17 protein-coding genes and 11 pseudogenes are annotated in these 26,702 nt (G+C 58.1%); 5 read left to right on the forward strand and 23 right to left on the reverse strand.

The genetic code is table 11. The annotated features are described in order from the left end of the window. Window positions 1-636: 636 nt before the first annotated feature. The 4 genes from AC0L2R_RS32540 to AC0L2R_RS32555 are packed head-to-tail and all read right to left on the reverse strand — an operon-like array spanning window position 637 to window position 5,643. A complete protein-coding gene (locus AC0L2R_RS32540; protein WP_473513822.1) occupies window positions 637-2,274 on the reverse strand; it encodes an ABC transporter ATP-binding protein in 1,638 nt (545 codons plus the stop codon). Then, window positions 2,267-3,091, reverse strand: a complete 825-nt coding sequence (locus AC0L2R_RS32545) for an ABC transporter permease (RefSeq protein WP_473513824.1) — start codon at window positions 3,089-3,091, stop codon at window positions 2,267-2,269. The genes AC0L2R_RS32540 and AC0L2R_RS32545 overlap by 8 nt, the downstream gene beginning before the upstream one ends. 8 nt (window positions 3,092-3,099) lie before the next feature. Beyond that, complete coding sequence (locus AC0L2R_RS32550; protein WP_473513826.1) at window positions 3,100-4,050, reverse strand: ABC transporter permease; 951 nt, start codon at window positions 4,048-4,050, stop codon at window positions 3,100-3,102. A 12-nt stretch (window positions 4,051-4,062) separates the two neighbouring features. Beyond that, on the reverse strand, window positions 4,063-5,643 hold the full coding sequence (locus tag AC0L2R_RS32555) for an ABC transporter substrate-binding protein (RefSeq protein WP_473513827.1): 1,581 nt from the start codon (window positions 5,641-5,643) through the stop codon (window positions 4,063-4,065). A gap of 328 nt (window positions 5,644-5,971) precedes the next feature. Here AC0L2R_RS32555 and AC0L2R_RS32560 point away from each other — a divergent pair. Continuing rightward, window positions 5,972-6,250, forward strand: a pseudogene (locus tag AC0L2R_RS32560) (transposase); the annotation flags it as partial. A 134-nt stretch (window positions 6,251-6,384) separates the two neighbouring features. Here the strand turns inward: AC0L2R_RS32560 and AC0L2R_RS32565 are convergent. From AC0L2R_RS32565 to AC0L2R_RS32575, 3 genes and pseudogenes are all read right to left on the reverse strand, one after another. Beyond that, a pseudogene (locus AC0L2R_RS32565) lies at window positions 6,385-7,212 on the reverse strand (IS110 family RNA-guided transposase); the annotation flags it as partial. A gap of 419 nt (window positions 7,213-7,631) precedes the next feature. After that, window positions 7,632-8,660 carry an IS110 family RNA-guided transposase gene (locus tag AC0L2R_RS32570; RefSeq protein ID WP_473513829.1) on the reverse strand — a complete coding sequence of 343 codons (1,029 nt, stop codon included), beginning with the start codon at window positions 8,658-8,660 and terminating at the stop codon, window positions 7,632-7,634. Between the two features lie 172 nt (window positions 8,661-8,832). Continuing rightward, window positions 8,833-10,000, reverse strand: a pseudogene (locus AC0L2R_RS32575) (IS256 family transposase). A gap of 122 nt (window positions 10,001-10,122) precedes the next feature. Between AC0L2R_RS32575 and AC0L2R_RS32580 the strand changes: the two are divergent. Then, a pseudogene (locus tag AC0L2R_RS32580) lies at window positions 10,123-10,293 on the forward strand (IS3 family transposase); the annotation flags it as partial. 463 nt (window positions 10,294-10,756) lie between these two features. Continuing rightward, on the forward strand, window positions 10,757-11,110 hold the full coding sequence (locus AC0L2R_RS32585) for a hypothetical protein (RefSeq protein ID WP_473513831.1): 354 nt from the start codon (window positions 10,757-10,759) through the stop codon (window positions 11,108-11,110). Here the strand turns inward: AC0L2R_RS32585 and AC0L2R_RS32590 are convergent. The 6 genes and pseudogenes from AC0L2R_RS32590 to AC0L2R_RS32615 form a co-directional block, all read right to left on the reverse strand. Next, window positions 11,082-11,186, reverse strand: a pseudogene (locus tag AC0L2R_RS32590) (IS630 family transposase); the annotation flags it as partial. The gene AC0L2R_RS32585 and the pseudogene AC0L2R_RS32590 overlap by 29 nt on opposite strands. Window positions 11,187-11,638: 452 nt before the next feature. Beyond that, a pseudogene (locus tag AC0L2R_RS32595) lies at window positions 11,639-11,833 on the reverse strand (ISNCY family transposase); the annotation flags it as partial. Continuing rightward, window positions 11,793-13,394 carry a carbamoyltransferase C-terminal domain-containing protein gene (locus AC0L2R_RS32600; protein ID WP_473513833.1) on the reverse strand — a complete coding sequence of 534 codons (1,602 nt, stop codon included), beginning with the start codon at window positions 13,392-13,394 and terminating at the stop codon, window positions 11,793-11,795. The gene AC0L2R_RS32600 and the pseudogene AC0L2R_RS32595, both read right to left, overlap by 41 nt. Window positions 13,395-14,004: 610 nt before the next feature. Next, window positions 14,005-14,892, reverse strand: a pseudogene (locus AC0L2R_RS32605) (IS1634 family transposase); the annotation flags it as partial. 97 nt (window positions 14,893-14,989) lie between these two features. Continuing rightward, window positions 14,990-16,870 carry an MBL fold metallo-hydrolase gene (locus tag AC0L2R_RS32610; RefSeq protein WP_473513835.1) on the reverse strand — a complete coding sequence of 627 codons (1,881 nt, stop codon included), beginning with the start codon at window positions 16,868-16,870 and terminating at the stop codon, window positions 14,990-14,992. Between the two features lie 29 nt (window positions 16,871-16,899). Beyond that, complete coding sequence (locus AC0L2R_RS32615; RefSeq protein WP_473513837.1) at window positions 16,900-18,318, reverse strand: hypothetical protein; 1,419 nt, start codon at window positions 18,316-18,318, stop codon at window positions 16,900-16,902. 632 nt (window positions 18,319-18,950) lie between these two features. On the opposite strand from AC0L2R_RS32615, the pseudogene AC0L2R_RS32620 reads away from it, so the two are divergent. Beyond that, a pseudogene (locus AC0L2R_RS32620) lies at window positions 18,951-19,130 on the forward strand (aldehyde dehydrogenase family protein); the annotation flags it as partial. 344 nt (window positions 19,131-19,474) lie between these two features. Here the strand turns inward: AC0L2R_RS32620 and AC0L2R_RS32625 are convergent. The 6 genes and pseudogenes from AC0L2R_RS32625 to AC0L2R_RS32650 all read right to left on the reverse strand — a co-directional run bounded on the left by AC0L2R_RS32625 (window position 19,475) and on the right by AC0L2R_RS32650 (window position 21,905). After that, on the reverse strand, window positions 19,475-20,029 hold the full coding sequence (locus AC0L2R_RS32625; RefSeq protein WP_473513839.1) for an MFS transporter: 555 nt from the start codon (window positions 20,027-20,029) through the stop codon (window positions 19,475-19,477). 497 nt (window positions 20,030-20,526) lie between these two features. Continuing rightward, entirely contained in the window at window positions 20,527-20,736 is a 210-nt protein-coding gene (locus AC0L2R_RS32630) for an IS66 family transposase (RefSeq protein WP_473513841.1), read from the reverse strand. A gap of 14 nt (window positions 20,737-20,750) precedes the next feature. Further along, window positions 20,751-21,148 (reverse strand): annotated as a pseudogene (locus AC0L2R_RS32635) (IS66 family transposase). 55 nt (window positions 21,149-21,203) lie between these two features. Next, window positions 21,204-21,464, reverse strand: coding sequence for an IS66 family transposase (locus tag AC0L2R_RS32640; protein ID WP_473513850.1), 261 nt, complete (start codon window positions 21,462-21,464; stop codon window positions 21,204-21,206). Next, window positions 21,397-21,603: an IS66 family transposase zinc-finger binding domain-containing protein gene (locus AC0L2R_RS32645; RefSeq protein WP_473513843.1), complete on the reverse strand. Its 207-nt coding sequence runs from the start codon at window positions 21,601-21,603 to the stop codon at window positions 21,397-21,399. The genes AC0L2R_RS32640 and AC0L2R_RS32645 overlap by 68 nt, the downstream gene beginning before the upstream one ends. After that, complete coding sequence (locus AC0L2R_RS32650; RefSeq protein WP_473513852.1) at window positions 21,555-21,905, reverse strand: hypothetical protein; 351 nt, start codon at window positions 21,903-21,905, stop codon at window positions 21,555-21,557. The genes AC0L2R_RS32645 and AC0L2R_RS32650 overlap by 49 nt, the downstream gene beginning before the upstream one ends. Before the next feature lie 44 nt (window positions 21,906-21,949). On the opposite strand from AC0L2R_RS32650, the pseudogene AC0L2R_RS32655 reads away from it, so the two are divergent. Continuing rightward, a pseudogene (locus AC0L2R_RS32655) lies at window positions 21,950-22,421 on the forward strand (proline racemase family protein); the annotation flags it as partial. Window positions 22,422-23,261: 840 nt separating this feature from the next. Here the strand turns inward: AC0L2R_RS32655 and AC0L2R_RS32660 are convergent. From AC0L2R_RS32660 to AC0L2R_RS32675, 4 genes and pseudogenes are all read right to left on the reverse strand, one after another. Continuing rightward, window positions 23,262-24,452, reverse strand: a complete 1,191-nt coding sequence (locus AC0L2R_RS32660; RefSeq protein ID WP_473513844.1) for a M24 family metallopeptidase — start codon at window positions 24,450-24,452, stop codon at window positions 23,262-23,264. Window positions 24,453-24,489: 37 nt separating this feature from the next. Further along, window positions 24,490-24,864 carry a hypothetical protein gene (locus tag AC0L2R_RS32665; RefSeq protein WP_473513846.1) on the reverse strand — a complete coding sequence of 125 codons (375 nt, stop codon included), beginning with the start codon at window positions 24,862-24,864 and terminating at the stop codon, window positions 24,490-24,492. A 131-nt stretch (window positions 24,865-24,995) separates the two neighbouring features. After that, the gene (locus AC0L2R_RS32670; RefSeq protein WP_473513848.1) at window positions 24,996-26,291 is read right to left on the reverse strand and encodes an ATP-grasp domain-containing protein; all 1,296 of its coding nucleotides are present in this window, start codon (window positions 26,289-26,291) and stop codon (window positions 24,996-24,998) included. Between the two features lie 251 nt (window positions 26,292-26,542). After that, window positions 26,543-26,702, reverse strand: a pseudogene (locus AC0L2R_RS32675) (IS6 family transposase); the annotation flags it as partial.

A 26,702-nucleotide genomic window follows, 5' to 3' on the forward strand; every position in this document is an offset into this window, starting at 1 on the left:
GACGATCCAACCGGCGGGCGCCCATTTGCCAGCCCCGTCTTTCCGGCCCTGATCGCAACCGCCGTCAGCGAAATCGAAGTTCTTCACAGCCGACTACATTAATCTAGTACGGCGCAACTGAAACGAGAGCTTCGCACTGGGCCCTTACGAGACATTTATCGATCAGAACCTCTGCACTTATGAGCCTTCTTCGCGATTCTGCCTCGGAGGGCGCAATCGCCCACAGCAGGCGCTCGCCCTGCTCTCCTCGCCGAAGTGTGAGGCTTTCCGTTTCATTGGGCGGCGTAGTCCAACCTGAGGGCGGCAAAAGACGAGCACTGTAGGTAGACGTTCGCTCCAAATTGTTGCTAATCTTAATCCTGTACTTCACTTCGTCGTCGGCCGAGCGGTGGACACATAGTGCAACATTCGCGCCCAAAACAATACCAGTCTCTCCTCATTACGCCCGCAAAGGGCGGGCAATCCTTTTTCATCAAGGCGCGGGCATTGGGAAACTGTATAGGTCGAACGCCTTCTGTTCGGTATACCGATCAAAAAGTGGCCCGGCTCGGAGGCCGGGCCAGCTTGCGCCGGTTAAGGAGAGGACCGGCGCAGAGAACCTCGTTGAACTGGCGGTTATAGCGAAGACGCACGTCTCTAATTCCCTGCACTCGCCATCTTGCGGCCTGCGCTGGTCTTCTCCAGCCAGCCTAGTTCCATCTCCGGCACTGAGGAAAGAAGCAGGTCGGTATAGTCATCGAAGGGCGGCGTCAGCACTTGGCTCTTCGCCCCATAGCGCACCACGTCACCGCGATACATGACGGCGATGGAGTCGGCGATGGACCGCACCGTGGCGATATCGTGAGTGATAAAGAGATAGGCGACGTTCTCGATCTTCTGCAGATTGAGCAACAGCCTCAGGATACCGTTCGCCACCAGCGGATCGAGGGCCGAAGTTACCTCATCGCAGATGATGAGCTTGGGCTTGGCCGCCAGCGCACGGGCGATGCAGACGCGCTGCTTCTGGCCTCCCGACAGTTCGGCCGGATAACGGTCGAGGAAGCCGGTACCCATCTGGATTTCTTCGAGCAGCTCTTGCACGCGCCGGTCGCGCTCGGCACCCTTCAGGCCGAAATAGAAAGTCAGCGGCCGGCCGATGATCTTGCCGACGGTCTGACGAGGGTTCATTGCTACATCCGCCATCTGGTAGATCATCTGCAGCTGGCGCAGATCCTCCTTGGTGCGGTCGGCCAACCGGTTTGAGAGCTTACGTCCGTCGAAGGTGATCTCGCCCTCCTGCGGCGGGCATAGGCCGGTGATCGCCCGCGCCAGCGTCGACTTGCCCGAGCCGGATTCGCCGACCACCGCAAGCGTCTGGCCCGGATGTATGTCAACTGAGACATTCTTCAGCACCTTGATGGCGCCGCCGCCGTATGCCGCCGTGACGTTCTTCACCGACAGGACTGGTTTGGGCGTTGGCTGCTTCTCCTGATGCTCGATATGGTGCACGGAGACCAACGCCTTAGTATAGGCCTGCTTCGGCTGCTTGATGATCTGATGGGTGGTGCCCGTCTCGACCATCTTGCCATGGCGCAGCACCATGATGTCGTCGGCCACCTGCGCGACAACGGCAAGGTCATGGGTGATATAGAGCGCGGCGACACCGGTGGCGTGGATTGCTTGCTTGATCGCGGCGAGCACGTCGATCTGCGTCGTCACGTCGAGCGCCGTGGTAGGTTCGTCGAAGATGATCAGAACCGGCTCGGGGCAGAGTGCCATCGCCGTCATCAGGCGTTGCAATTGTCCGCCGGAGACTTGGTGCGGATAGCGCTCGCCAATATTTTCCGGGTTGGGAAGGCTGAGCTTGCGAAATAGTGCCACCGCCCGACGTTCGGCCTCGGCGCGATTGGCTAAGCCATGCTTGAGCGAGCTTTCCACGACTTGGCCCATCAGCCGCTGGGAGGGATTGAAGGCTGCCGCCGCGGATTGCGCGACATAGCATACTTCGTGGCCGCGCAGTTTGCGGATGCCGTTCTTACCCTGCTTGAGTATATCGCGGCCGTTGAGGATGACCTCACCCCCGGTGATGCGCACCCCGCCGCGGCCATAGCCCATCGGCGAGAGCCCGATGGTGGATTTGCCGGCGCCGGATTCACCGATCAGGCCCAGCACCTTGCCCTTCTCGAGCGTCAGCGATACATCATCGACGATGATGGTCGTCATTGGCCCTTCGCCGGGCGGATAGGTGGTCGCCTCAATGCGAAGATTGCGGATGGCGAGCAGAATGTCAGCCATTGCCGCGTCCTCCTTTAAGATCGGTGGTGCGGTTCAGGATCCAGTCGGTAACCAAGTTGACGGAGATGGCGAGCGCGGCAATCGCCGCCGCTGGGATCAGCGCCGCCGGGATGCCGAACACGATGCCATCCTTGTTTTCCATGACCATGCCGCCCCAGTCCGCTGCCGGCGGCTGCACGCCGAGGCCGAGGAAGGAGAGAGCGGAGAGGACGAGCACGGCATAGATGAAGCGCAGCCCCAGTTCCGAAACCAGCGGCGAGAGCGCATTCGGCAAGATTTCGGCGAAGATTACCCACCACTTGCCTTCGCCGCGCAGTTTGGCGGACTCGACGAAATCCATGACGTTCAAGTCCGATGCGACCGCGCGTGACAGGCGGTAGACGCGGGTCGCATCGAGAGTCCCCATGACGAGGATCAACGTGATCAGCGTCGAGGGCAGGACCGAGAGCACCACGAGACTGAAGATCAGCGTTGGGATCGCCATCAGAAGGTCGACGAAACGGGACATCAACATATCGAACCAGCCGCCAACCACCGCAGCAGTGAAGCCGAGGATTGCGCCCATGGAAAAAGAAAGCAGTGTCGCCAGAAGCGCGATCAGGATCGTCGTCTGGGCGCCATAGATCATGCGCGAGAGCAGGTCGCGGCCAAGATTGTCGGTGCCGAAGGGAAATTTCGCCGATATCGGCTCCCAGACTCCGCCGACGATGTCGCCGAGGCCGTAGGGGGCGATCCACTGTGCAAAGATCGCCACGAGGAAGAAGAGGGTGGTGATAACAAGGCCGATCAGCGCACCGATGGGAATACGTCTTAGCATGGGACTCCTTACCTCGGATGCCTGAGGCGCGGATTGGCGAGAATGGACGCCACGTCGGCCACGACATTGAGGAAAATATAGACGGCGGCGAAGATCAGGCCGACGGCCTGGACGACCGGCACGTCGCGCATGGCGACATGGTCGACAAGATACTGCCCCATGCCTGGATAGACGAAGATCACCTCGACGACGACGACGCCGACCACGAGATAGGCGAGATTGAGGATCACGACATTGATGATCGGGGCAATGGCGTTGGGGAGAGCATGCTTGCAGATGACCTCGAACCCCGTCAGGCCCTTCAGTTCGGCAGTCTCAATATAAGCCGACTGCATGACGTTGAGGATCGCCGCCCGCGTCATGCGCATCATATGTGCGAGAATGCCCAGGGTCAGCGCGGTGCAGGGCAGCGCTACCGCCTTCATCCTGTCGAGGAAGGGCATGCCATCATAAACTGTAGAAATGCCAGGCAAGACCTGGAATTTCACCGCGAGGAAATAGACCAGCAAATAGCTAGTGAAGAATTCCGGCACCGAGGTGGAGGCAAGCGCCCAGCCCGAGATCAGCTTATCAACCGGGCGGTTGTGATGATGCACGGCCACGAGCCCCAAGATGACGGCAAGCGGGACCGCCCCGATGGCGGCCCAGAAGGCGAGGAACAGCGTGTTCCACAGCCGCTCCCCGATGGACGTGGCTATATCGAGCTTGGTCGTCAGCGCAGTGCCCAGGTCACCCTGCAGAATTCCGAACAGCCAGTGGAAATACCTGACATAGGCAGGGTCGTTGAGGCCCATTTCCCTTCTGATATTCTCAAGCGCAAGCGGCGTTGCCGTTTTGCCGAGAATGGCCTGCGCAACGTCGCCCGGCAGGAGATTGGTACCGGCGAAGATCAGAACCGAAACGGCGGCTAGCAAAAGGATGCCCAGCGCAACGCGCTGGGCAATAAGATTGCGAACCATTGTCGTACGGCCTCAGGCCTGCAGCCAGCATTTGGAAAGTGCGTAGCCGCCCATAAGTTCCTGGTTGCCGTCCGTAGCCCAGCCACCAACCTGCGGCCCTGTGGCATCGATGAAGTCATTGAACATTGGGAGAATCACGCCGCCTTCGTCGCGGACGATCTGGCCCATGTCGGAATAGAGCTTCTTGCGCTTGTCGGCATCGAGTTCACCCCGCGCCTGTACAAGCATCTGGTCGAACTTCTCGTTGGAAAAGTGAGACTCGTTCCATGGTGCTTTAGACTGGTACTCGATCGAATACGTCATGTCTTGGGTCGGACGGCCGCCAAAATAGCTAGCCTTGAAGGGCATTTCATCGTATTCTGACCAGTAGCTGTCGCCTGGGTGGCGCTTGATCTCGATGGTGATGCCCGCCTTGGCCCCGCTCGCCTGGTAAAGCTGAGCAGCTTCCACCGCGCCCGGGAAGCCGACGTCGGACGTGTGAAGGAGCACCGATCCCGAGTGCCCGGACTTCTTATAATGGAAGGCTGCCTTGTCCGGATCATACTTGCGCTGCTCCATTTCGGTAAACAGCGGATAGGTCTTGTTTATCGGCGTGTCATTGCCAACGGAGCCATAGCCCCCCAGGATCTTCTGGACCATCTCCTCGCGGTCGATGGCATATTTCAGCGCGAGCCGCAGGTCGTTGTTGTCGACGGGCGCCGTGTCGCACTGGCAAACAAACATATAGTGGCCACGGCTGCTGGCGTTGCGGATGGTGATGGCGGGGAACCGCTTGAGGAGTTCGACCACTTTCGGATCGACACGGTTGATCATATGAACCTGCCCGCTTTGCAAGGCAGAGTTGCGGGCGGTCCCGTCGTTGATCACGACGATCTCGATCTGATCGGCAAAGCCGCGATCATCGCGCCAGTAACCTCCGAACCTTTCGCCGCCAAGTCGGATACCAGGTTCATTGGCGGTGACCTTGTAAGGCCCGGTTCCGATGCCGGCGGTCGGCTTGTCCTTGCCGCCATTCGGCTGGACCACCGCTTGGTGTGCGGTCATTATGAACGGAAATTCAGCATTTGCTTCTTTGAGCGTGAAGACCACGTTCTGGCCGTCGACGGCAATCTTGTCGATGCCCTGCAAAAGTGGGAGGGCGCCGGATTTTGAGTCGGGGCCGGCATGGCGCTCGATGGTGGCGAGCACGTCGGCGGGAGTCATTTCCTTGCCGTCGTGGAACTGTACGCCCTTGCGGATTTTGAAGGTCCAGACCTTGGCGTCCTTCGAGGAGCCCCATTCCTCGGCAAGTGCCGGCTGCACTTTTCTGTCTGGGTCCAGCTCAACAACCGTTTCGCCCCACTGGCGGCTGGAGACAAATTCAACTGCATTCCCCATGGCTGCTGGATCGAGAGTGTCCGTGGCCTTTCCACCTTGCATCCCGGCTTTAAGCAAGCCCCCCTTGACGGGTGCCCCGGCCCTTGCGGGATTGGCAAGCAGGTTATTAGCCAAGACAGCACTAACGCCGAGGGCCGCGGCCCGACCTACGAAATCGCGTCGGGACAACTTACCTTTTGCGACGCAGTCACTTAGAAAACGCATTTCGTCAGTCATTTTAGTTCCCCTTTTTTTAGGCATTCATAGGTTTATCCCGTTGGGACGTCGACCAATCGACGGATCCCAAAGCGCGAGCCATACTGCTTCGGCCTCACCGCGAAGCAGACCTCATATTCTGGTCCGCAGCACTTTTGGCGTGCGAGACATTACAGCGCGTCGATCCCAGTACCGGGATTGCAACACGCACGGAACTGGGGTGGATATTCGGCTGTTTCAAACGGCTAGGTTTTCGCTGGCTTATTGAAACGTCCTCCACGTATCTCAGGATTGTTACTGTCGACAAAATGTCGCGAAAGTCAACCAGTTTTTGAAGTCCGTCATAAAAATGAGAGCTACGCCCTGCGTCCCCTGTCCCATTAGAATTGACGACTGCCTCTCGGTATTGACCTTGCCCGAGGCCGGGGTATCGGTTGCCGATCTGTGCCGCAAGCACGGGGTCAGCGACGACTCGATCTACAACTGGAAAGCCCGCTTCGGCGGGATGGATGTCTCCGAGGCTCGGCGACTGAAGGCGCTGGAGGACGAGAACACGCGGCTGAAGCGGCTTCTGGCCGACGCCATGCTCGACAATGCCGCGTTGAAGGATCTTGTGGGAAAGAATGTATGGTCCGCCACGTCCGTGCAAGGGTTCGCGACATCGCCGATGACGATGCCAGTTGCATATCTGGCAAGTGGACTGCTGTTGCAGCCAGGCCATGATCAGATCCGCGCACTCCCAATAAATGGTTAGGGCACGAAGCCCCGCTTGCTGATGCCGAGGAGCTTCTGCTTGCCCCCCAGTCGAGTGTTCCCGCGGGACAAGGCCCAGCCATGCAGCCAGATCGCGGGCCTTCTGGAACTGGCGTCCGCTGCCGACGGCCGCAAGAAGGGCGGTGGCGCCCATTGCTCCGATTCCGGGGATCGTCATGAGCCGGTGGACAACGTCTTCTCGATCTGCAATCGCAGCGATCTCCCTCGTCATGTCGTCGATTCGCTGCTCCAGCCGGCGCCGATCGGCGAACAGGTCCGTGAGCAGTTTGCGCATCGCCGGCGAGAGGTCGTTCGACGCGTCGTCCAGAACCAGTGGCAGGTCGAGTTTGAACAGGCCCGCTCTCTGTCTCAACGCGATGCCATATCCAGGCAGAACGCTCGCATCTAATTGATCAGACGGGTTCGAGTGCCGATCATCTGGTCGCGCACCCGATGCAGCGCCCGAAGGTCAGCTTGTTCCTCGCTCTTGATTGCGGCGAACCGCATAGTTGCCCGAGTGGCCGTTTCGGCGATGGCCTCGGCATCGACAATGTCACTTTTGTTCGACTTCAGGTAGGGCTTCACGAACTTCGCTGGGATCAGGCGAACCTTGTGCCCCAGTGCCCGTAGTCTCCTGGCGATCCATTGGGATCCTGCGCACGATTCCATCCCCACGATCGCCGGCGCTGCTCGTTCAAAGAATTGCAGCGTGTCGCGTCGGAAGCGAGCTCGCTGGACGGGCTCGCCGCCGCTATTCACGCCGACGACGTGGAAGATGTTCTTGTCGATATCGACTCCATAGACTGCCGCAGGGCGCGGCGCATTGCGTGTGGACATTGCAACCTCCTTTGGTGTGACTGTCCAGATGATGCTGCGGGAGGACGGGGCGGACCATCCCATTAATGGTGACACCCGCGGCCAAGCGGAAAGCTGTCGCTCGCCTGAAGGAAGGGTTCGGGATGAGAGTTGTGTGCGTCAAGTTCTTGTGTGGATGCCAGCCGTTTTGCAAGGAAGAACCTGAAGCATTGGACATGTGATCGAGTGCGGTCATGTGTCAGGCCTTGATTTGCGGCCGTTCCATGTGCCGCGGGCCGGTATGGTGATGCGCGGATCAGGTCCAAATCAGCAAAGCGAGCTTGCGTGGGCTCTCAACTTGACTCTGGTTTTCCTGACCCCGATCTGATCGATCATTTGCCCATGCAGTTCATGCCTTCCTCACATCTCCGACGCCCCGGTCTCAGGTGCGTTGTTGCAAATCACGCAGGCACCGTCGCCGGATTCCGGTAGTCCTCCTGTTTCGTCAGCATGGCCCAGATGCCACGCGCCATCTTGTTGGCCAGCGCGATTGCCACCAGCATGCGCGGTTTCTTCAACATCAAGCGGGCAAGCCAGGAACCGTCGGGCGCGCGCCTCCGAGACGCCCATCGAACCACAGCCATGGCGCCGATGATGAGCAACCGCCGAATATCGCGCTGGCCCATCTTCGATACCTTCCCTAGTCGTTGCTTGCCGCCGCTCGACTTCTGCCGAGGGACCAGCCCGAGCCAGGCGGCGAAATCGCGACCGCACTTGAAGGCCTCCATCGGCGGCGCAAAGGTTTCAATGGCAAGGGCAGCGATAGGGCCGACACCGGGCATGGTTTGCAACCGCCGAGATGTTTCAGCTTGCTTCGACAGCGTGTCGATCGTCTTCTTCAATGCCGCGAGCCGGCTGCTCAACTGGTCGATCTGGTCAAGTAGAGCGCTACAGATGTCGCGGACCAGATCCGGCAGGTCTGCGCTCTCGTCCTCGACGATCTCTGCCAGACGTGGCAGGTGGCCGATGCCCTGCGGAGCAACATAACCGAACTCATAGAGGTGCGCGCGCAGCGCATTCACCAATTCGGTTCGCTGATTCACGAACTGCTCTCTGGTGCGAAACACGATAGCCCGGGACTGCTGCTCCTTGGTCTTCGGTTCGACAAAGCGCATTGTCGGTCGTTGCGCTGCTTCGACGATCGCATCCGCATCTGCGACGTCGTTCTTCTGCCGCTTGACGAACGGTTTGACATAGGCCGGGGCAATCAGTCTTGGCTCATGGCCAAGCCGAGCCATCTGACGGGCCCAGTAGTGGGAGCTGCCGCACGCTTCCATCGCCACGACACATGCCGGTTGACTCGCCATGAACTTGCAAAACTGCAGGCGCGGCAGCTTCTTGCGGAACACAACCGATCCATCAGCTGCCGCCCCGTGCGGCTGAAAGACGTTCTTTGCCAGATCTACCCCAATGATGGTAACCTTTTCCATGGATGCCTGCCTCTCCTTTGCGTGGCGCTAACACCACAAACTTTGGCACATTGCGATGCCGTCGGAGAAGGCTGGCATCCACCCCATCAGCAAAATGGCGTGGCAGTGACGTTGGCGTGTCCGCCGCGCAGCCCCCGTGTTTAGCGGAGCGGCGGACATGGCCGGCCGCGCCTCAGGCGGCCAATGCTCTCAGGCTCTCCTTCTTGTGCTCGCGCAGATGATCCATGTTGAGATAGCGGGTCGCCTCCAGCCAGTTCTCGTGGATCTCCACCGCCAGCGCCCGCACCAGCCGCAGGCAGCTCTGCGGGTTGGGAAAGATGCGAACGACCAGGGTGCGCCGCTTGATCTCCTGGTTTAGCCGCTCCAGCATGTTCGTCGACTTCATGTGCTTGTGATGCGGCAGCGGCAGCCGGTAGAAGCTCAGCGTCTCCTCGATGTTGTTCTCCACCCAATCCACCAGCTTCGGGTATTTGGCCTGCCATTTGGCGATCCACTGCGCCAGGTCGCGCTTGACCTCGGCGAGGTCGCGCCGGTCATAGAACCATCTGAGCTCCATCAGGCAGTCGTCGTCGACCTTGCGCGGCACATAGTCGAGCGCGTTTCTGAGGAAGTGCACGTAACAGCGCTGCCAGACTGCCTCAGGCAGGACTTCCCGGATCGCTGCCCTGAGCCCCGGATGGTCGTCGGAGACGACGAACTCGACGCCGGCAAGCCCGCGCTGCTTGAGCCCCACCACGAACGCGCGCCAGCTCGAATGGCTCTCCCGGTTGGCCAGCTCCACGCCCAGAACCTGGCGCCGGCCCTCCCAGTCGACGCCGATCGCCACCAGCACCGCCTGGCTGGCGATCACGCCGGCCTCGCGAGCCCGCTCGTAGCGCGCGTCCAGAATGAGGTACGGGTAAGGTTCGGCAAGCCGCTGCTCCTCAAAGAACGCCTTCAGCGCTTCATCCAGCCGCACCGCGCCTCGCTCACCGTGGCCGCACAGCTCCTCGGTGATCGCCTTGACCTTGCGCGTCGACACGCCTTGCACGTACATCTCGACCAGCGCCGACACCAGTGCCTTCTCCGAAACAACTCCGTCGAGAACCGGCCGGCCCGATCCTGCGGAACGCGAAGTTCCAGGACCCCGACCCGCGTCACAAGCTTGCGGTCGTAATAGCCGGACCGGTAGCCAACCCGCTCCGCGTCCGCTCGCCTTTCTCGGCCCCGATCGCCTCCGTCATCTCGGCTTCCAAAGCCTCCTGCACGACAGCCTGCAAAACTCTGCGGAAGCCGTCCTCATCCGACAACAGCAACGCTTTCAACTCGCCTCTGCTCAGTCTAACTTCTGGCTTGGTCATGGCACTCCCCTTCCACGGGAATCGGTGGTCGTAAGTTTACCAGCGTGCCATGGCCGCCCCTCGCCTCAGAGCAAGGGCTGTTCTCTCTCCAAAGCATTTTGCAGAACCTTCAGGACACTATCGGGATGAGCGAACGGCGGGCGTGTAAAGCCATCGGCTGTTGCCGCATGACGGTTCGCTACGAGACCAGCAGGACCGGACGCCCCTGAGGTTCGCGAGCGGATGAAGGCGATCGCGAACCTCGGGGGCGGGAGGGCCTGGTCGTGAACCACAAGAAGCTGTTCCGGCTCTATTTTCCACTTTCGATTCATCCCAAGGCTTTCTTGGCCGTGCCGGAAGAACACCGACACCACAGTGGGAAGCCATCATGCCGTAGCTGCGGTTGACCTCGGGATTCGTAGAAACTGGCGCGGCTGACGCCAGACTTCAGATTGTCGGGAATGATCAGCCGGGGAACGCCTCCGAAGAAACGAAACATTCGGACATGCGAGCCGATCCAGTCGGGAGGTTTGCGTCCAGGTCGCGTCGGCAAAGGTGTAGCTGGAAGCACCCAGCACCGCCACGAGAGATCTCCGCCTCGCGGATCTATCGGAATCTTCTTGCCGGAACAATCCACGAAGACCCTGTCGCCGGCCGCATACGCCTGGCGCATCGTCGGAGAAAGCCGCTGCTGAAACCGCGAAAGAGTTCGCAAAAGCGACTGTAGCCATATCCTTCGGGACGCGACACACATACTCATCCCAAAGGATAAGCAAGGTGACGCCGGGCTTCTTGAGCTCGACGGCAAGATCGGCCCAGTTTGGTTCTGTGCGTCTTCTCGTGCCCTGTTTGACCCCGTTGCGAGTGAACAGTTTGTTCTCGAACGCATCGTCGGTCAGTTCGCCCCGCAAGGACCAGGTCAATCTAACGCGGCTGCGCGCTGCAGATTATCCTGCACCCGTACTGCGCGCTATTCCCAACACGACGGCAATCTCGCGGGAGCTCGTCCCGCTTCCGGCAAGCCGCAGCATTGGTCTCATGGTCAGCCTTCTCTTTGTAAGTGCCGAAAACTGGCCGACTTTTGATTATGAGCACGTCCTGTTTAATCCGGTTCATATCCTGCGGCTTTGAAGTAATTGGCACATTCGGCTGGGGGGAAGAGGTCGACGACCGCGCCGACCGCGTCCCACAGAGCCTTGATGGTTCTGCGGCAAATCTCTGCGGAGAGACTTCATGCTTCTGCGGAATTCCCGCCGCGACCGTATCAGGGTGAAGCTCCGGGAGATCAAGGACCGGCTGCGATGGTTGAGAAACCAGCCAGTTCGCGAACAAGCGAAATGGCTCAGGCAAGTGGTCCGCGGATACTATGATTATCACGCGGTGCCCGCCAACCTGCGATCACTTTGGGCATTTCGGGCGCATGTGATCTTCCTCTGGACGCTGGCTCTGAGACACCGTCGCCAGGTGGACGCGACGTTGACGTCCCCGCGTGGAAAAGCTCGCAGCGCAATGGCTTCCGAAGCCAAGAATCCTACATCCTTGGCCGGCAATCCGCTTCGACGTCAAACAGCCAAGGTAGGAGCCGATGCGGGAATTCTGCACGTACGGATCTGTGCGCGGGCGCTCAGCAATGAGCGTCCCTACCGCGATCGTCGATTGTGCCGTGCTCATCGCCAGCAAATTGCGTCGGATCTCGGGCGCGAGGTGATATTGATCGTGCCGTTCCATCGATTCAAGAAGGATGGGCACAACGCCTTCAGTCCGTTCTCACACGCGTGCCACAGCAATATGAGCCGATTGCGTTTCCGCTCTATCATAGATCCGCAGCCGTGCTCGCCGGCGCCGTGCAGGGTGTCTTCTTGAGGAGATAAAAAACATCGTTGATAACGAATCCGTCGAGGCCTGATGCCCGGGCATAAGACAGCAAGTCGCTTGCACGATTGATGAACCCAGCACCGTTGAAGTTCAGAGATGTGTTGCAAAGGACGCCGACCCCGCTTTTCGCCTTGAAAGAGGTAAGCAGCTGAAAAAGGCGGGGGTTCTGCTCTCGAGAAACTGTCTGGGCCCGTGCTGTTCCATCGACATGCGTAACGGCCCCCAATCGGTTATCGAGAACCTTCTGGAAAAGAAGCATGTAGGGTGAAGGGCGCGCCAAGTCGAAGTGGAGCCCAACGTCCTCTTCCAGGCAAACGGGTGCGATCGGGCGGAAACCCTCCCGGTTCTTGATGCGGTTTAGCCGCTCATGCGTTTCCTTTGAGAAAGGCGCGGCCAGAATTGACCGGTTGCCAAGCGCCCGTGGTCCGATTTCGCAATTCCCCTGTACCCAGCCGATGACCTTATCGTCCAGCAACGCCGAGACAACTTGGCCGTAGTCCAGTGGATGGACTTCGAGCCCGGTGCGGTCAATTTCGTCAAGTGTGAAAGGCTGGCCCGAATAGACGTTCCATTTGATCTTGGCGTCGCCTGTGAAATGTCGCATCGCGTCGACTGCGGTCCCGATCGCCGAGCCTGTATCGTTTGTGCATGGCGGAATAAAAACATCGGAAAAAAGCTTAGTCTCGAGCCATCTACGGTTCCACTCGCAATTTAACCCGCACCCGCCGGAAATCAGCAGCGGATAGCCCTTTGTCAGGTTCTGCTTCGCAAAGGCGTGGAACGAATCGAAGATGGCGTCCGACACTCGCCGGGCGAGGTTGGTGAACTTCTGATGGGTTACGCCAATGTTGTAGTAGGGCGAATTCTGGAGATCCTCTTTGCAAACCGAATACACATCTCTTGGAAGCAGGAAATCGACTAGCGTCTGCTCGTCCGGGTCAGGCGATCCGGTCTGACCATAGGCGCAAAGCGCCATGACCTTGCCGGCGTCTGCGAAGCGCGTCCACCCTTTGGGTAACGTGAATTTCGGATCGGCCAGCGCATAAAGGAAAGAATATTTGTGGCCAGGATTCGCTATCACTTCTCCCAAATGCACAACTTGCAGGCGCTCATCGATCTCATAAAAATCGCCGAGAGCTCCTTCCCAAATCAGCACATAACAGGGCATTCCTGCGGGGAATGGCGACATGCCATAGGAGGCCCAAAGATGGGAACGCTCGTGCGTCGAAGAATAAAAACGCACCTTATTGCCTAAGATGGTCCTCTCGCCCACAATCTCCGACCCTTGGGCGATGCCCTTGTAGCCTGCCGCGATGGAACTGCCGCTCGGAAAGTCCGTCTTCGTCCAACCACTGATGGCGATCACATCCGGAAAGGCGTCGAGGCGGCCAGCGGCGTCCACAACCGTCGTCGGGGTGATGGCCGAATATCTCAGAAAATTATCCTTCTCAGCCTCATAAGAATAGATGAGCTCGGCTGCTGAGGCATCCAGCGCGGCAATCGTGCCGTCATGGCCCGGTTTGAACGACATTATCTTCATGTTTCTATGGCTCCCTGCGCGCAATGCGACCTGTCGTCACGAAAGTTCTTTAATCCACTGAGCGTTCGCCCATTCCTCTGCCGGAGAACGATCAGCGGGCTGCAAAGAAAAATCGACTGATGTCCTTTTCATCAAATATTTGGCGTTGCCCTTCACCGGCGACCGGATCTGGACTGGTAATGTGTCGGCGATGACGCAGGACAGCGCAGCAACCGTAGTAGATAATGGTAGCGCTAGAAATAGCCGATCGCGTTAAAATTTGCTAATTAAATATCAATCGACGTTTAATATGTTATGACGTGTTTGTGTTGTTATTAAGTTCCGGTATACCAATGTGTAACGTCCGTTAATTTAAGGCAACATGTTTGCAGGGATGAAACTGGTCTGCGAGATGTTATTTAAAGGCTGACTTGGCCGACCGGCACTATGGCCATTGCAGATTCCGACGATTTACCGGACAGCATCCGATCAAAAGCCGGATGCGGCAACACGATGAAACCGCGCGAGCATTTTAACCCGACTTGAACAGTGTGTTTTGAAAGGTCCAGTTAACTCAGTAAGATGGTCGCCAGCATCTGGGTGTTACCGCTACATTTCCGGGATGGATTGATCAGGCAGGCTGTTGCTCGAGATTGGTGGGCAGCGCGCCTGCGGCCTTGAACACTTTGCGGACCTGACCGGTCACGTGCGCCCGGGTGGTGATGGCCTTGCCGTCCTTCACGATGGTGGCCTGTTGCAGGCGATCGAGATCATCGAGAGCGGCTGCCATTCCGGCTTGAGATTCTTTTCCTTGCACCGGCGCTACGTTCCTTGGCCAGCGTCAGCGCCACGAACGAACAGAAGACATGGCCGCGGATGGCGGCATCGGATGGGTGGAAAATGGGCTTGTTTCGAAGCTGGCTTGGCCGCCTGGAACAGCGTCTCCACCTGGAGCAGGTCGCGATAACGCAGGACGGCCCCCAGCGGCGTATCTTGGCGTTGGTCCTGAGCACCGGTGATGCCGTCGAAGCGGGCTTCGTCGGCGAGCTTGCCGGGATCGACCTCGAAGCCTTGCCGGCGTTGGTGCGGCGCAGGTAGCGCCGATAGGCCGAGTTGCCGAGGAGCGCCTTGTCGCCTTTCTTCAACTGGGCCTCGAGCCCGGCACCGATCGCCTGCCGGTCGGCTACGGTCCTTCTCGGCCTCGGCATCGTTGCGGCTGAGGATGTAGCGCTGCTTATCGACCTTCATTTCCTTGACTCGTAGCTGCTCTCGCCCTTCTGTCGCTCGAGCACGAGCGGCGCCATCGGCGCGGTGTCATTGAGGACGATGTCGCGGATGATGCTGCTGGACCGCTCGCGGGCGCCGAGGATATATTCCATGCTGCGCTCCTCAAGGGCGGCGATGGTGGCAGCGCTGATCATGCCGCGGTCGGCCGCCACGCAGGCGCGCGTGATCCCGAAACGCTCCGGCAGGTTTGATCGACGATGGGCAGGAGGACACGGCTGTCGGCGTGTTGCCCGGCAGTCGACGCAGGGCCGATCCGAGCCTGAGCGCGCAGCCGCCAGCGGCGCAAAATGCCTGGATCATGGAAGACTTCAAAAAACCTTCCGCGCACTCTAATATTGGTGGGGCACAACTGAGATGAGAGCCTCACAGATTGGGCCTTGCGAGACATTATCGATCAAAACCTCCGCAGTTATGAGCCGTCGCGGTTCTTCCGCGGACGGCGCAATCGCCCGCAGCAGGAGCTCGCTATGCTCTCCCCTCCGAAGTGTGACGCTTTCCGTTTCGCAGGGTGTTGTCCAGCCAGACGGCGGCAAAAGACGAGCACTGTAGGTAGCCGTTCGCTCCAAGTTGTTGCGAATCCTAATCGTGTACCTCACTTCGTCGTTCGGGCGAGCCGTCGATACATAGGGCAACATTCGCGCCCAAAACAAATCTATGAAATGGTTTGCAGGTTCTCCGACAATATCGCGGAAGGCTGCCTCCTTACGCTCGATGTAGTAGGTGTACTCCGCGATTCTCGATCGATCCATCGCAATCAGTTCGCCATGCCCGGGGCATATGAGATCAGGCTTCAGTGCCCTCATTACCTTCGCGCAGTGGCGATGCATCTTCAACTGAAAACTGTTACGCATGACCGTTGTCTGGATCGCGATCTCACGCTCAATCCCTCCAGCCTGCGGGTTCGAGACAAACAGATTGTCCCCACTGAAGAGGATTCGCTTGCTATCAATGTTACCAACTATCATCGAGTGATACTCCGTCTGCCCCGGAGCGTAATGGACCTCGAAATCAAATCCTCTCCAATGAAATGCCTCGCCATCGCGCAAAATCCGCTGCACTTTGATGGCTTTGTCGTAGCAGCATGGCGTACTCGCCCAAGCTGCGGGATCGGCAATGACTTGGGCAACGCAATCGAGCGCCCAGCACCGGGTACCAAAATGCTGTTGGAGATACGGAATTCCGCATACGTGGTCATCATGAATGTGAGTAGGAACGACGAGTTCGATATCTCGGACTCTATAGTCCTCTCGCAGTTGATCGAGGTGATGCTCGACAAAACGCAAGGCCTGCATACTTCCGTGGTCTGGACCCACATGAAGATGCCCATCAGAGGCCAATCCGTAATCAATCAGCATCGCGTGACCTTGCCCGCTTAGGACAATATAGAAGTTAGAACAGGTGTACGGTCCGGCCCACAATAAATGTTCCGTGATACGCTGGAGACGACTTTCGCGCAAAAGTTTTGCTTCACTGCGTCCTTCTCCGACCTTTCCAGACGTACGGAGCCCACCTAGGGTAGCGACTGCCTCGAGCCTCGTTTCTAGCGTCGAAATGTCCGCCTTTACCTCCGTCATAGGTCCCCCATGTGACGGATAGGCAGTTTCTACATTTTCCTTTTTCAGAGCAAGGATCGACTGCATCGTAAACTCAACACCGAGAAGATCGCCATAGCCATACTCCATAGCGTGGAGTTGATAGAGTGTCCCGCCGCTGTTCATCAAATCGCCTATAAAGGCAACCTTTTTACCGTCAACGTATGCAATCAGACTGACCATACCGTAAGTATGACCTTTTGCGGGGATGATACGAAATTCGTATTCTTTCCAAGTGAACATACTATAATCTTCAAGAACTGCATCAACAGAAACGTTTTCTGGCAACGCAAAAAAAGTGTTGGTGTCATTGTAGTTGTCATAGATGCGGCGCGTCTGCCAATGGGCCTCGATGTCGGCGAACAGATGCCGTTCGTATTGAGGTACCGCAACTTTTGCTCCGGCCTTTTGAACAACGGGCGTTCCCCAACACTGATCTCTGTGATGGTGGGTATGCAGAACCCAGTCAACTTGCTCGATGCCCATGTCCGTAAGGTGCTGCACAACAGCACCCGATCCTGTATCGATAAGCAGGCAGCCGTTGCCACTTTTCAGAATGTAGACATTACAAGTATCTTCATAGACCCAGAGGTGGGTTGAGAGCTGGATCAAAGACATTAGATATCCTCAGAGGCTTACAGCGCAAATTATTGCCGTGCATTATGGCGCCGCAGCGGAGCAGCGGATGCGCGCCCCGTTTGTTGCTTGAACTCCGCCTTTGCACGAGCGATGATTTCTGGATTGCGAATACAATCTGCCGCCGTAGAAGCCATGATCTTGGCAGCCAATATCATCCCCTTGTGGGCCGCAGGCAAATCGCTTTGGGTGACAAGCTGCCAACTGTGGAAGGGCGTGCCAATGGCGAAACAGGCTGTTTGACACTGTGCAGTCGGCACGATCCAGCTGACGTCGCCCACGTCTGTCGAGCCAAACTCGAATTGGCCTGTCCCCAACGGTATGAGGCTATCGTGGAGGATCTTGTCCTTCAGAGAGAAGATATCGCGCCCCACGACGCTGGCCAGCGCATCTTCGTCCGTCAGCGACGTTTTGCGAAGCTCCTTGGCGAAGTCATAATCAGCTGCGTTAAAAGGGGCCGGGCCGACACGGCGCATGTTCTTATACATGACGGTGGGCAAAAGGTTCGAGTAGCCGCCGGTGATTTGCACTTTCACCGAGGTCTCGGTCATAAGCGCAGCACCTTGTGCAATCTTTTGCACGCGCGCGAACACCCGCTCAGCGTCTTGCACGCTCGGTAGCCGAGATCGCGGAACAGGTAATCGTTCAGCGCGCCCACGAAGGCGCCGGTGATTGCACTGATTTGCGGACAGTAACTGGCAGCCTCCCCAGCGGTGTTGGCCTCGGTCATCCCGACAAAGCGCTCGTCTATGAATCCTATGATCTCGTGACGATCGCGAAGGAGTTTGCGCTGCAACTGACGGGACTTTCGGTCGACTATTATCGTCCGCGCCAAACTGCGCGTCGATCCGTACCAGTTCCCGCGCTAATGACTGCTTCTCCTCCTCGCTCAGCAAATTCCCCTTCTGGAGTGCCCGCGCATATGATCCGAATGCGAACTCGCGCGCCTGCTCGAGGAAAGCGTCTAGGGGCGGCTTGTTCGGAATTTTGCCGTGGTACCAGGCATCCGCGGCATAGGTCGGCATGTTACTGATGTGCGACTGGTCGCCCACTTGGTCAGCCCAATTTAAAAGCGTCGAAATAAAGACAATGCCGTTCAGCTGAACGCCCGCGTTGAAAAGGGAAAGGGAAAGGCCCGCAGCGCGAGTTGTTCCATAGCTTTCGCCGAAGATGTACTTCGGGCTGTTCCAGCGATAGCGCTGAACTGTACGCGTGAACGCGTTGAGGTCCTTGTCCACGCTGAAGAAGTCCTTTGGACCGGCTTTGCCGATCGCCCGGGATAGTCCCGTCGTCGGCGCGTCGATAAAGACGAGGTCGCTGACATCGAGCAAGGCGTCCGGGTTTGACCCGTAGCGGAACGGCGGTCCGGGGACGGTCTCCGGGATCGAGGCGTCGACCTTGACCGACCGAAAGAGCCCATGTGCAGCCACATGGTCGAGCTGCCCGGTCCTCCGTCGAAGCGGAACGTGACCGGTCGCGGGCGATCGTTCGCCGGGGCATCGTATAGGCGACATAGAACATGCTCGCCGTCGGCTCGCCATTGTCGTTGCGGATGGTGAGGTGGCCCGCGGTCACCGTGTAGGCGAGGGTCTCGCCGCCAACTGTGATCGAACGATTAACCGGTTGAGCATCCTCCTCGGCGCTCGCCTTCGCGACGTCCCTGCAATCTTCCGGAGGCTCCGTGTTTTCGGCAGTGTAGGCAGGGTCGCTAGGGCCGAGCGCTATGGTGGGCAGAGACGAATGCATGGGGGGCCTTTCATCGAATCGGTTGCAGTCAGATTGGCGTGCTTGCCCGGATCGAGAGCTCCAGTCTCCTCACCAAGATACGGATGTCGACATATTGTCGTTCATTGTCAAGTCCAGAATGTACGGACTTGTAGAACCAACAGTTGTACAGCTGATGCATGTTGCACCCCGAAAATCGGCGAGCTGTAATCGCATGCGCGTAGGCGTGGGGATCCCGCGAAACCGGTCTGATCTGGGAAGATAGCCGTAAAGTGCAACCATCATGAATAGCCTTAGTGTGCTCACGCAGAAGCCCGGAGAGCGCACGTGTTGGCTGCCCGTAGGAGCAGATCGGGTCGCCGCAGCGATTATCCCCTCGAATTTCCCGTTGCTGATGGCGACCTGGAAGCTAGCACCGGCGCTCGCCGCAGGCTGCACGATGGTGCTCAAGCTAGGCGTACTGACGTCAATGACGGCGATGGAACTCGACACGATCGCCAAGGCGATCGATCTGCCCCGCTGATGGAGCGAAGGTTGTTGCAGGTGGCGGCAAGCCCACCGGGTTCAACAAGGGCTTCTATGTCGACCCGACAGTTCTGGTAGACGCGCCCTTGGATAGCGATAACAGGAAGAAGAAATCTTCGGGTGTGCGGAAAAGATGGATTGTGCATCGATTATGTCGACCATTCGATCGGTCGGAATTTCGGTCGCATGGTGATAGCTGAACAACGAAGAAAAAGCGGCTGTCGTTGAGACTGGGGCAACGACAAACGAGTGGAGCTGCGCGGCCGGAGTCAAGCGGTACGAAGTCGGGAACTTGTTTGGGATGGCCCGACAAATCGCAAAATATCCGATGTCCGATCATTGCGGTTGATCGACTGCCTTTCTCATCGCCAGATCCACCTCAAGGCCGCGAAATGCGCGTTGTCGGCTGGCTGCGGCTGCGAGCCGCACCGGTCCCTCCTCTATCGACAGCACCGGCTCAGGAGGAATGTCCCCATCATGCAGTTCGGCGAGAGGCACACCGATTTCCTCGTCACCCGCAGTCAGCCGATGGTTCAGGCGAAGGTGGTCCATCCACGTCGGCGTCCAGTAGGTCTCGGTCCACAGGGAGGGCGTGTGCAAGCTTCGCTGGAGCGACCAGTTCCGCGCGCCGGCCGGCCCTGAACACGTCGCCCTTTCGCGCATGCAGTCCAGAAAGGCATCGAGGTTGTGCTCGGCTATGAGGAAGTCGCCCTTGACGATAATCGGGCCGCTTCTTGGCTTCAGGTCCAGCGCGAGCGACGGTGTGACGAACTCGGAGGAGGCCTCTCGGATTGGCAGCGCCAGGATGGAAATGCTTGCCAGCCCGAACAAGTGCTCCGCGGGAATGGCCGCTCGGACCAGAAGATATCGCAGTGAAGCGTAGGCCGTCATGGATAGCGTTGTGATCCGCTCACGCCCCAGCGGAGAAGCCCTAACCTGCCCATTTTGAACGGGCAACAGCAGTCAGCGGCACCAAATCGCTCAGCGCAGCCAGGACGAAGGCGGCAAGTGGCCCGAGGAAAGCAAGGATAAGACCACCAAGAGCCCGACCAGGCCAGACGCCGGGGCCGGCTTCATGGCTCAGGCCGACAGCGCTCACCCGATGTCGGGAAGCAACTGTATGTGCGTGGTCACGGCCCTGCTCGAAAAGTAGTCGGGTGCAGATGGTCGAACCTGAAACTGTTGTACGGCTCGACACCCCGGCGAGTCTGATCACGGCCGCGCGCGCTGCGAGAATGGCCGCTGCATGGCGATCGGCCTCGACAAGTGGCCGCCTTGGTGGAGATGCTGGACCAAGCAGTCTCCACCCCGAAGTGGGAAACAATCAAGGCCGACATCGCTTTCGGGGGCGTCATTATTACGCTATCGTCGACGTCAGCCGTAAGCGCTCATTTCCCCGCACGTTGACGGCCCTTGCAACAACTGATCGTCGCTTTCAGACGGACGCGTCGGGTCAGGCTGCGGCGGCTCGGCATGCTGGCGTCCTCGGTGTAACGCGTCAGATATTCCCATTGGTTCAGGGTGTAGGAGACGGCGTCCCCGAGCTTGCTGCCAGGCAAGACCTTGGGGCGATGTTGTCGAGCCATGCTCGAGAGCATGGAGGATGGGGACACTATGTTGCTGGCGGAAGCGGCGGATGCAGTGATCTTGGGTTTCGCCGTCCGGGGATTTCGTTCCGGGCCTGTCTTTCAACCCGGTAGAGCTGTTCGAAGAACCGGACCACCTTTTCCGGCGGCCCGCCACTCTTCTTTCTCGCTTTGAGTGCGTCGACGAATCGCCGCCTCGGAATGGGCCATGCATCCAAGATGATGGCCCCTTCCAGCGTGCGCAAGGCGGAATAGCCGTCGCTCATCACTATGCCGCGGTAATCGCCAGGAAGGTCTGCGGGTGTATCTGGCCGCGGCCCGGCTGATAATCGAGCAGCACGATCGGCTCGTCACGGTCCTCGCCGCTCCGGTACGCCCACATATACGAGGTGCTGGCGGCCTCTCTGTCCTCTTCCTTCAGCACCTGGACCGTGGTCTCGTCACCATGGATGAGCGACTATCTCTGATGTCAAGTTGCATTAGCGAACTCTTTGCGCGCATCGCGTGCTTTCGCCTTGATATCTGAGCCGCAGCTTCAGCGCGTCATAGATGCGGAAGAGATGTTTTTCGCTCGAACCGATCACCCAGTGCCCGAGAGCGCCACGGCTGACCGGAACGCCTGCGCGCTCGAAGACCTGCGCCAGGCGGTAGAGCGGTGTGCCGTCGACATATTTATGAACGGGCGCGAAGGCCAGCGTCGATGCTGTGGCGATACTGCCCGGCAAGAGTTGAGCGGGCATCGGCGCGATGACGACGGGCGTGTTGATCCCCGTGCGGTCGCAAATGGCGGCAAGCATACTTAAACCGCACATTCTGCAGGACCTTTGCCTTCACTTCGATATGAAGCTGCTCGGTAACGCTCTCGCCCATACGATGCATCTGGCCACGACCGCAGGGCAGGCCTTCTGATCGTCGGGAAGGCCATATTCGACGCACTCGCGCGGCAGGTTTTCCGGTAACGGCCTGCGGCCGCTCTTCTCTGCGGTCTTGCTTTCGACCTTTGGCAATCCAGTATCCGGAAGGTCGGCGACATCGTCATCTTCGCCGTTAGTGACAAGACGGTTCTTCGATGCAGGGTCGTATCGGCGTCGCCCATTCCGACCGACAAGCCTCACCCACAGTTTCTGCTCGTCTTCTTCCATCACTTGGTGTTCACCTATTTTGGTGGTCACCTCATGCATCAGAGCACTCAACACCAAAAGGTGCGTAGAAATGCGCGCTTACCGTCAGCCAGATCGGATTGTCGATTGATCCCGCCAACGCGCCCGAACTGGCCGAGGCGGGAATCGAGATCAAAGCGCTTGTAGCCGACCAAGTTTCGTTTCCTCACCCGGAAATCCCGTCGATCGACGAGATCGCCTATGTCATGTTCAGGGGGCGGGAGCCCGATAGCGCTGTTCGAACCTGTACGACGTTGAAGCCGGGCCGCGTCGAACGCTCGCCCTGCGGCACGGGCAGCCCAGCGGGCCTGGCTGTTTTGCATAGGCGCGGCAAGTGTCGGTCGGGGATAGCAGGCGGTCGCGCTCGATCATTGGCGGTGAGTTCACCGCGGAAGTGATTGGCGAAACAGTCATTGGAACCGCAAAGCCGTGCTCCCCCGAATCACCGGACAGGCCTGGATGTGCGGAAAAGAGGAATTGCGCACCGATGCCGCTGATCCATTCACGAAAGGCTTCGCCCTCTCGGATATTTGGTGACCGCAAGTCCGCGATGCGATGTGAGACCTAGGACATCATTGGGAAGTCGGTCGATCGCCCCCATAGAGGCAATCCGAAAGACTTTTCACCAATCCAGGGTGAGGTTCTTTGCAGGACCGCGGTGTTTGTTGGCACCGGCGGTCGCGCTATCTCATTCAACCAGGTTTGCGTATTCTCAACACCGCCTATCACAACCCGTGCCTGTTCAGACGGATCGTCAATATCCAGTAGCTCCTTTCCACAACAGGCAGCATCGGAGGTTAGAATTGCGAGCTTGGCCGTTGGCGGTAGTTGGCGTAGAATGACGGGGACTAACATCAGGGCTGACAGTGCTACTGGGACGCTAACTGCCGCAGCAACTGCGGCCTGATGTCGGAGGGAAAAGCCGCAGTCGGCCGTTATCGCGACAGCGCCGCGTTCCACTAAGCGCCGGGCGGCTGCGACGTAGGCCGATTCGAGCGCTGGATCACCAGGAACGACTACATTCACTCAGGCTCCTGAGACTGTTTCCCTTATGATGGGGAAACTGAACGTGACCGGATCTGCCAGAGTCCCGTGTGTCGGGGGAACGGTAGGTCCTGGCTCTAGATCTAGAATACCCAAGACCTGACCGGCCTGCGTTCCCTGGTTCTGCAGCATTTTGAAAGTCCGTTGGTTTGGTTTTTCAATTGGCACGACGCACCATTCGTTTTTTGGACGGCGCGCAGCCACCTGTCCCGGCATAATAAACCACGGTCGTCTCCTGGTGCAGCTGGCTCAGCCATGACGCCTTTCACGCTATCATTGTGACGGACGACCGCCCGAACCAAAAGTCTGGCTGCGGCGCCAGAGAGCCACTCCTTAGGCATCTACTACCGTCAACCTAGTGTCATGAAGGGTAAGGATCTCGCATCCTGTCTCAGTAACAGCCCAAGTCTCACTGAATCCTACTCCCGGGGTCCCTGGTATCAGTTCCCCGACTGGTGAATGGAACGTCATGCCGGGCTTTAGTTCCAACTCAATGCCTTCGCTTATGTAGCAGAGGTCTTCGCACCACGTAGGGGGTGCCCCCAATCCAATTGAATACCCATATACGCTTGGCTCGGGCCAAACTTCTTTCAGGCTAATGCTCACTTCCTTTGCGACGTCGTGAATGGTTCGTCCCGGTCTAACGGCACCAAACAGGACCTTGAGACCTTCGTTGATTGCCTTGGCCTGTTTCTCTACTCCCGAAGACGGCTTCCCGATTGCGGCAGTATGGTAAATTGCACTAGTGTAGCGCTGGTAGGCGGCCCCGAATTCAAGGACCACCGTATCCCCTAGTTGAAGGGGTGTGCGCTTGAAACTGGCATGGACTATACCACTCCGGTGACCCGCTGCGACGACTGGTTGTAAGCTGAAAAACTCGCTGCCTTCGCGGATCATCGTTTCATAGAGCGTGGCGGCAATCTGATTATCAGTGACCCCAGGCTTGATCACGGGCAACGCTGCGTCGAGGCCCTTTTTGGTGATTCTAGCCGCCTGGCGCATGTAGTCCAGCTCAGCTGGTGATTTGATCATTCGGGGCTTCGCGACCACTTCCGAGGCATCAACAAAAGTAGCCCCAGGCAGACCACGTTTCAGGCCTTCATAAAGTTCAAGGGTAAGGCCGGGCCTTCTCAGCTCAACGCCAATCCGCTTGCCTTCCAATTTCCGCTCTTTCACTATCCCTACCAGCCTGTCAGCTTCTCCTCCCTCGGCCCAGCGAACGCCTCGAATGTCTGATACCCAGGAAGTAAGCAAAGCGGGGGCGAACTCCAAGTGGGCCATATGAAGAATTGGCTCCCCTTCGCGAGGTAAGATCATACACATATACCAACACGAACCAAAACCTTGGTAGCCACTCAAATAGCTTAGGTTAGGCGGGTACGTGATCAGAAGGGTGTCAAGGCCCGCCTCATCCATAACTTTCCTAACTTCCTCAACACGACTGCGAAATTCCGCCTCCGGAAAGGCCAGCTCTTTTGGAATTGGACAGCTCGTGCGCATGTTATAAAACTGGTCGTTATCCATCGAGGTTTCCTTGAGCTTCGAAATTTCAAGTTTACTGTCATCCCGTTGGGGAATGGCTAGCCGCGCAGGAGCGCGACAGTTCAAACGTTTGCGGAACAGTGATTGCATCGCTAAACACAGTAGAAGCCATCGGGTGCGACGCGAACTGCGCAACCATCTCTGCTCCTGCCGCGATATATAGCCGTTGACCGTGAATGCCCTGAGCTTCGATCGCGCCAAATTCGTTGTGGGAAACCCACCACATGCTGCGGTAGGAATAACCGGGCATGCCCTTGACTGTGAACTTCGCCGGATTTCCACCGCGCCGAGTGTCGTCTATGACCGACGCTGGAAGGATTTGCTTGCCATTCCATTTGCCTTCTTGGCGGATCATCTCACCGAAACGCGCCAAGTCGCGCAGGCTTGCGTACAATCCCCCGCTGGCAGAGGGCATCCGTAGCTAACAGGCTTTTGGATTCATGGCGGCGAGCTAACGGCCAACGACTTCATCGAAAGTTCACCTGATATCACCTTTTGTTTGCACTGACGTTCGGCGACCGACCATCACCTCTTGTCCGGCACCACCTGGGCAGGTGCGGCGATGTCAGGGGCCGCGGGTTGCTCGCTTTCGTCGGCGGTCGGAGATGGTGTGATCGACCAATGGATCAAGTCGATGGCACTCTGAAGTATTACCTCAGTCGTAGCAATGGTCGCTGAAGCAGCGATGACATATCCGATGCGGTCTCGCCAATCACCTTTCCTGACGATCGGCTTCTTTGGTTCGGCATACAGTTTGACCTCGGCGACACCTGGTATAGCGGCCGCCTGATTTTCGCCCTCAATCCAATTGAGGATACCATCGCGATCAGGAATGAGGGACCGCGCGGCCGCAGCGTGCGAATGCCTTTTGCACAAATTCCATCCATCGCCGATGACAAGCTTGATATGTTCGGTGATGAGATCGACGCCGTAAGCCAACTTAACCAGTTGAGGAGTGGGTGTCGCAGCAAGACGTGGATTGACTTCAATGACGACTGGGCCAAGCTTGGTCCATCGGAGATCAATGTTCGTTGGGCCCCAGCCAAGGCCAAGAGCTCGTAAGCACGCCATCGAAACATCGGCGATACGTCTATGCTCGTCGTCAGTCAGCACGGCTGGATAGGTGTACTCACGACAGACGAAATGCGGTGGGTGGCCGAAGTCAGCGGCAGCTATTCCAAAAACCTCATATCCCATTACGTCAACGCTGTAATGGGGGCCTTGTGCGAATTCTTCCACCAGTATCTTTGGCAAAGATTGCGATATGTGCTGCCCCCCCAATAGATAGGTGGCATGTTCGGCCAACTCATCGACGTTGCGGCACAATCGGACGCCGGTGCTGCCAACGCCGACGGTTGGCTTTAGGATCACCGGCAGTCCGATCTCCTCGGCGGAGCGTTTTACATCAGTCTCATTCGCTGCCAGGCGAAAAGCAGGGATTGGAACAGCGCCCGCTAGGAGCTGACGTTGAACGGACTTGTCGCAGCATCGTTCAATGGATGCGGGGCTTGGTCCCGGTAAATCGAAATGACGACAGAGCTTGGCAACTATCGCATAGACCGACTCAGCCGGGCTAGGAAAGCCAGTAATACCGGCAATGTCATAAGTCGAACCTACCCGAGAACATTCCTGGATCAGCGCTTCGAGATTATCTGTATCGACACGGATCGCCTCGACCCCTTCCGCCGCAATGTAGTCATACTGAGTCGGATCAATCGACAGCGTAATTGGATGGAGATTAAGACGGCGGGCAGCTTGAACGTATAGCAAACCATAACCCGTTTTGCTTCCTTCAATCAAGATAAGCGCTCTTCTTGCCATCGATTCTCTCTCCGATGTTGCGTTCTGTGCGGAGATCCGAGCGCAAATCGGCATCAGGTGTGCAGCCGTCCTGCTACTCAGATCTTGAAGTGAACGTACCATCGTCGGCGATTGGCGGGTGCAAAGTTCCGTAAAATCTGTTTGGAGGTTTTGTTGCCTTGGCTGAATTTTCTCGGAATTCTCAGCTCAACTATGTACGGCGATGTCACATTGTCTGCATATCAACACGTTGAGACCTGCGGCCGCTGATGTCAGCTGACCACGGCCACAGCTTTCCATTGCGCCATGGCCTGCAGGCGGTGAATATGTAGCGAGAGCGGAGCGTCTCGAGCGTGCGGGACGAAGAGATTGCGCAGAGCCGAGAAGATCGAAACGAAGCGTTGCAGTGCTCCTGGTGATCGGAAGCCTTGC

Source organism: Mesorhizobium sp. WSM4820 (assembly GCF_055811075.1).